The following is a 6,161-nucleotide window of genomic DNA, read 5'->3' as shown; positions in this document are numbered from 1 at the left end:
CATGACAAGTACAAGAAACAAAGTACGTGCCAGTATAACTGTTCCGCTTCCTAACGGTCGCGGCTCGGTTTCCGTGCTTTCTTATTTACTTTATCATGCACCAGAAATCCGAGCCGCGACCGTGAGGGAGCGGAACTTTTGTTAAGGCACGGAGCCTGGCATCACTCATTCCATGACAGGTACAAGAAACAAAGTACGTGCCAGTATAACTGTTCCGCTCCTAACAGTCGCGGCTTGATTTCCGTGCTTTCTTAATACACCAACATACTTCCAATTCAACCGTATCAAATCCAACAACCAATCGAGAAAGCAAAGTGGTCTCCCCTCTTCCGGGCTCTTCTCCTCATACAATGTTCCAGACTGAATCAACCACAACTCAATCACCAAAAGTAATTGATATTAATTTGGTTAATAAAATTGTAATTACTAAATGTGCAACATACCAAACTTGTCGCATTTTCTTCCTGGGATCACCTAAAAATCCTCTAGAACTGAGGATAAATAATAAAGACTGTTTTTTTTCAGCGGAAATTATGAAGCCTTTAGATTATAGGAGTTATAGATCTCAAAGAGTAAATTATGTAATTTATACATCTCAGCAGGATACTAAAAAATTTGCACATATATCTCAAACCACCCCCGATTCTCGCGCGATTATGGGTCTTTTCTTAGCTACTATAAGAGAATATAGGGAAAACGTTCTGGAAGGGTTGAATAGAGCAGAATGCATAAGCGTCATTAATGAATTGAATGTGCAATTATTTGATTTTATGAATCAGCTTATTCAAAATGATAAGGAGGGTACAAGAACCCATGAATTGGAAGAATTCATAGCAGTGGTAAGGAAAGCACAAGGTTTTACCCCTGAAAAAACTGAAAAAAATAATATGAACCCTTATCATCACCATTTCTGATGGCACATCAATAAACTGATATATTCCGGATTAAAGCCTGTTGTCCTAATCCGGAATACGGCGTTACCTAGACATCAAAATCAATACCTATAGTACCCATATTGTAATATTGGGGTCCCATAGATACAGACCATGATGTAGTTGCCACGTGACCTGGGGCTATAGTTGAGCCAAAGGTGAGGTTCGCTTCTGAAAGGTAAACAAAGCGATATTCAGCAAATACACTTGCACGGGATCCGAAGTTATAATGCACACCTATTTTAGGTTGTGCAGCAAAGACTACTACGGTATCGTCAGGATTACCGCTGTAATGGTTAAGACCTGGTTCTGGAGGGCTAAGCTGAATTGACGTTGCGCCAGAAACAGATTGTACAGCTGAACCTATACCTACTCCGATGTAAGGTTTGAAGTTTCCAAACAGTGAATCGTTAGCATTTAATACCGCATTCACAAGGAACACTCCGGTTTTTAACGGATAATGAACAAGGAAATCATGTTCATCAAGCCTTACAGTATCATTGTTGATGTCGTGTCCTTCAACTTTAACACCACCCATGTAAAAGCCTTCCAATTCAATTGCTGGAGATACCGGTAAATTCAGGATTGCATTAGGCCACGCAAATCCAATATGACCACCGACCATGCCCATTGAACTGCTGTCGTGACGACCAAAAGAATCAACAGCCAGAGGGCCACCCTGTGCTACAGTGAAAAATGCAGTTCCATATTGACTCATGTCACCACTGGATAGTGCGCCTGCTCCTCCAAAAACACCCACATAGACTTTAACAGGTGAGGTCGCTACAGGCCCCATTGTTCCACTGTATGCCATGCCGGCAGACAAAGCCAATAAACAGCCAGAGACCGCGTTCAATGCCATCTTCCTTCCTTGTTTATCCACTTCTATTGCTCCTTGATAATTAATATGAGTTTCTGGAGAAAGTTAAAATCCAGGGTGGGGCAAGGTATGCCCTACACGATTAAATTTGATCACAAAAAAATATTTATTTCAATAGGTTAGGAGAAAGAAAAACGGGAAGACGGTATTAGAATCAACGTAAGAAATGACAACAAGCAGGAATAGTTTGCTATAGCACAATCCGTAGCCCGGTCTGCTTGCAGCCGGGATGGTGCCACTGTGATCCCGGCTGCAAGCAGACCGGGCTACAAACCCTACCAGAAGTCATTAAGATTTCGTAGCCCGTATTAGGCGCCAGCCGTAATACGGGAATTAGTTCATTGCCACTTCGATCCCATAATTACGGCTGGCGCCTAATACGGGCTACAGGTTATTATCTACCGGCGCCAGCCGCCACGGCCCCATCCACGGTTGCCCCAGCCTCTGTTACCATACCATCCTCTGTTATTACCATACCACCAACGATTACCGTAATAACCTGTATTATAAATCCCCCCAAAACCAACCCCCGTATAACCCAGGCCGCCGCCATAAACATAACTCGTATTGTATCTAGGGTAATAAGTAGTGGTGTTATATCCAGAAGAATAAGTGGTTTCAGTAACACAGCCACTTAAAAACATCGCTGGCACAATGACCAATAAAGCGGTAATTATTTTTTTCATGCTCACTTTCCTTGTTGATGAACTTGCACTGTAATTATACTTTAAGGTTTATAATTGCGCCATTTTATTTGTTCTTATTTTTATCATATAGTTAATTTTAAAATCACGTAAATTATCTCGCGCCACTAGCCAGTAAGGATTCCACTTCAACAATAGCCTCATTCTCATCGTTCTTATAAAAAAATAAAACCTTGTCATGATGACGCTTCACCGTAGAGCGATGTGCAATACTGATGATTGTGGTTTTAGGCAAGAGTTCCTTTAGGCGGCAATAAACCTGTTCCTCAGCCTGTTCATCCAAAGACGCAGTAGCTTCATCCAGAAATACCCAGCCCGGCTTTCTTAATAATACTCGCGCAAAGGCAATCCTTTGTTGTTCACCTAATGATTTAAAACCGATGTGCTCATCCAGTTTGCCAGTCAGCGCTTCCAAATCTACCGCCTTTAAAGCGGCCATGAGTTCATTATCAGAATAAGGGCAGTCAGCATCAGGATATGCGAGAACCTTTCTTAAAGTATCATTTGGGAGAGTAGGCTTTTGGGGTAAAAAATAAACCGTATCAAGACTTTCAGGAATCAGAATCTCCCCTTCTCCCGACAGCCAAGTCCCTGCTATTGCTTTGAAAAGACTACTTTTTCCTTCTCCGGAGCGAGCCTGAAGCAGAATATGAACACCTGGGGTAAATTGCAAATTAAAGCCTTTTATGACTGGTGCGTTACTCCCCGGTACGGTCAGGCTCAAGTTCTTTATCTGGAGGTTTTTACTGTGATGCTCTATGCTACGAATAATATTTTGAGTCGATTCCCCGCGATTATTATCCAGGACGTCTTGCAATACGACAACCCGATTCAAACTGGTTTGGAATTTGTTAATCATTTCAAAGGAATCTATAAACCAGTTTAGAGAGCGGGTGATCATGGAAAAATAATAACTTGCTGAATAAAAGACTTCCATAGTAATTAAATCAGTGAAATATAAAGGGGCAGCTGCCAAAAGAGGAACAACGACTTGCAGCACCGTGTTAAATACATTAAATGAGCTTGTTCCATTTTGAACAGATAAACGCTGGGTGGTTTTTACATGAAGCTCATCAACCTCTTTTTCCAGCCGTGCCTGATAGTATTTTTCCGCATGCTCAATGGCTATCTCTTCAGAAAAGGTTTTAACATGTTGTAAATCTGCACGTAAATTGGACTGCGCACTGGTTTCGTCATTGGTCGATTCACGTAGTGAATTATTGATAAAATAACCAATAAGTGACGTGGCTACTCCTACTCCCAGAGCCACCCAGACCAAAAAACCGGGGATTATTATTGTAGTACCAAAGACTATCAAAGAAAGAGAGCTACCCGCCGCAATTAAAAGTAAGGTATAAACAACCAGATTAGAAAAGTTATCAATAAACCCTAAAGACAAATTCAGAAATGATTCAACAACTTTGTCTATATCTTCCTGAATCCGTTGTTCGGGATTATCCACATCATCATAAACGCGTGATAGTTCCAGATAATTGGTTTTATTCGTTAAGTACTTATTAATTATTTTTTTGGTTAGCCAGGAGCGCCAGCTCACATACAATTCATTCTTTAAATAATTAGCCAGATAATTCAAACCCGCCATTGCAGTCGAGATTAAAAGCACCGAACCTATGCTCATTAAAAAGAGCGCAGTATCTTTGGCGATAAATGACGCATAAATAAAAGGAAAACACCAGCCACCCAAAGCAAAACCAAGCCCCATCATGGCTAAAATGCTTAATACTGCCCCTGCAAGCAGCGCCCATGCTTTCCATTTTTCATCGGAATTGAAAAAATAATCGGACAAAAAATCCCAGGATTTTTTAAAATATGAAGGTTCGGAAGATGCTGAGGTAGTCATCGTTGAAGCGTATTGGTGGCAAAAATATGGCCAACTATACTTCATGATCAACAAATGTTCAACATGCGTAAGGATATAAAATTTTTTCAAAAAATTGACTATAGTTAGAATATTGGCTTACAAGGTATGGTTATGGATTTCTACATAGGGACTTCCGGCTGGAGCTATGAAGGCTGGCTGGGTAATTTTTATCCGGAAAAAATCAAATCCAGTTTGATCTTGCCCTATTATGCCCAAACCTTTGATAGTGTTGAAATTAATAACAGCTTTTATCAAATTCCCAAAGAAAAAAATGTAACCAACTGGGCGGAAATTTCGCCTCCGAATTTTATATTTTCCTGCAAGGCAAACCGTTACATCACTCACATCCAAAAATTAAAAGAGGTGGAAGGAAGCACTACACGGCTGCTGGAGGCCTTTAGCCATCTGGGAGAAAAACTGGGACCAATTCTCTTTCAATTTCCTCCTTACTGGCCAAAAGACATTCCCACCTTGCAAAAGTTCATTGAATTTTTACCCAAAGAATACCGTTATACCTTTGAATTTCGTCATAAAAACTGGTTTTGCGATGAGTTGTACGAATTGCTTAACACACATCAAATGGCCTTGTGTTTCTATAACCATAAAACCTACACTACCCCACTAATAAGCACCGCTCCCTTCATATACATCCGTATGCACGGCCCTAATGAAGAAGCTTATGAAGGTGCTTATGAAGAAGCCACTTTGTCTGAATATGCTGAGCGATTTATTGATTGGCAAAAAGAAGGAAAAAAAGTGTTTTGCTATTTTGACAATGATGAAAAGGCTAATGCTCCTAAAGACGCCAAACGCCTTAAAGATATGTTGATTCAATTTTCCTGATTCCTCAAATCATTAATTAATCCTCTCTGCAAAATTTGTGTTTTGATCTGTCCCGTTCGGGTCATTTGACTGCCGCACAATATACCTCCCTGGAAAGCAATTTAAACAAAGCAAAATTAACTATGCTTCATATAAAAGTCCCCAGTCCTGATTATAAAGAGGAACGAGCAACTATTTCTTTGCATTAGTTAGTGCTGTAGAGCAGAACACCAGCCTGAAACAAGCGACAGTTAGAGCATATAGTATGACAACTGCTTTACAGGAAAGAATTGAAGCGGCATTAGAACGTAATCGTGGCAAGTTGCGAGTGGTTGAAACCCCTGCTGCCACAATGAAAATATAATACAACCACGTCGTAGTTCATTCGTAGCCCGTATTAGGCGATAGCCGTAATACGGGGAACATGAGAGCCATAATTTTATTACACTTAGCTAATACGGGCTACTTGCCTATCAGTCTTGCGACTCACTGTAACTTCATATAGGATAAGGCCTTCAATACCCACACCAGATGTACGCTATGACGACTCATTCAGTAAGACCAGAAGACATTTTACCCGATGGCGATGACACCACTACTATTCAAGGCAAATTGGTTAGGAAGGGTTCAGTAGCAGCTTTTCTCGCTAACATTAATATCTTTGAAAGCCTTGATTCAAGCGAGCCGCAAAAACAAGCAGCTCTTGAGATGATAAAAACCCTGGCTCCTACAGTGATTGCTGTTGGATTGCATCAGCATGTAGTCTTTAAAAATACTCAAATAGAACAAATTCTTATTGAAGCGTCTGCCTCTCCTGCATCTCTTTGTCGTAGCTGATCTACGTCGTCCTGAGCGCGTCTTTTGGCGCGAAGGATCTCCAAATACTGGCACCATGCCGCTTTCAGGAGATCCTTCGCGCCAAAAGACGCGCTCAGGACGAC

Annotated in this window: 6 protein-coding genes; 3 read left to right on the top strand and 3 right to left on the bottom strand. The window is 41.0% G+C overall.

The annotated features are described in order from the left end of the window. Positions 1 to 533 precede the first annotated feature (533 nt). Entirely contained in the window at positions 534 to 914 is a 381-nt protein-coding gene (locus B094_RS0103220) for a hypothetical protein (protein WP_155823537.1), read from the top strand. A 67-nt stretch (positions 915 to 981) separates the two neighbouring features. Here the strand turns inward: B094_RS0103220 and B094_RS0103215 are convergent, their stop codons facing one another. From B094_RS0103215 to B094_RS0103205, 3 genes are all read right to left on the bottom strand, one after another. Continuing rightward, the gene (locus tag B094_RS0103215; protein ID WP_018576356.1) at positions 982 to 1,794 is read right to left on the bottom strand and encodes a hypothetical protein; all 813 of its coding nucleotides are present in this window, start codon (positions 1,792 to 1,794) and stop codon (positions 982 to 984) included. A 416-nt stretch (positions 1,795 to 2,210) separates the two neighbouring features. Beyond that, positions 2,211 to 2,498: a hypothetical protein gene (locus B094_RS0103210; protein ID WP_018576355.1), complete on the bottom strand. Its 288-nt coding sequence runs from the start codon at positions 2,496 to 2,498 to the stop codon at positions 2,211 to 2,213. Between the two features lie 112 nt (positions 2,499 to 2,610). Beyond that, positions 2,611 to 4,377, bottom strand: a complete 1,767-nt coding sequence (locus B094_RS0103205; protein ID WP_018576354.1) for an ABC transporter ATP-binding protein/permease — start codon at positions 4,375 to 4,377, stop codon at positions 2,611 to 2,613. Positions 4,378 to 4,509: 132 nt separating this feature from the next. On the opposite strand from B094_RS0103205, the gene B094_RS0103200 reads away from it, so the two are divergent. Beyond that, positions 4,510 to 5,241, top strand: a complete 732-nt coding sequence (locus B094_RS0103200) for a DUF72 domain-containing protein (protein WP_018576353.1) — start codon at positions 4,510 to 4,512, stop codon at positions 5,239 to 5,241. 519 nt (positions 5,242 to 5,760) lie between these two features. Further along, positions 5,761 to 6,057: a hypothetical protein gene (locus B094_RS0103190; RefSeq protein ID WP_018576351.1), complete on the top strand. Its 297-nt coding sequence runs from the start codon at positions 5,761 to 5,763 to the stop codon at positions 6,055 to 6,057. The last annotated feature ends 104 nt before the right edge of the window (positions 6,058 to 6,161 follow it).

The sequence above is a fragment of the Legionella shakespearei DSM 23087 genome (assembly GCF_000373765.1).
Lineage (GTDB): Bacteria > Pseudomonadota > Gammaproteobacteria > Legionellales > Legionellaceae > Legionella > Legionella shakespearei.
The sequence above is the reverse complement of the archived record's forward strand: the minus strand, read 5'-3'. Positions and strand labels throughout refer to the sequence as shown.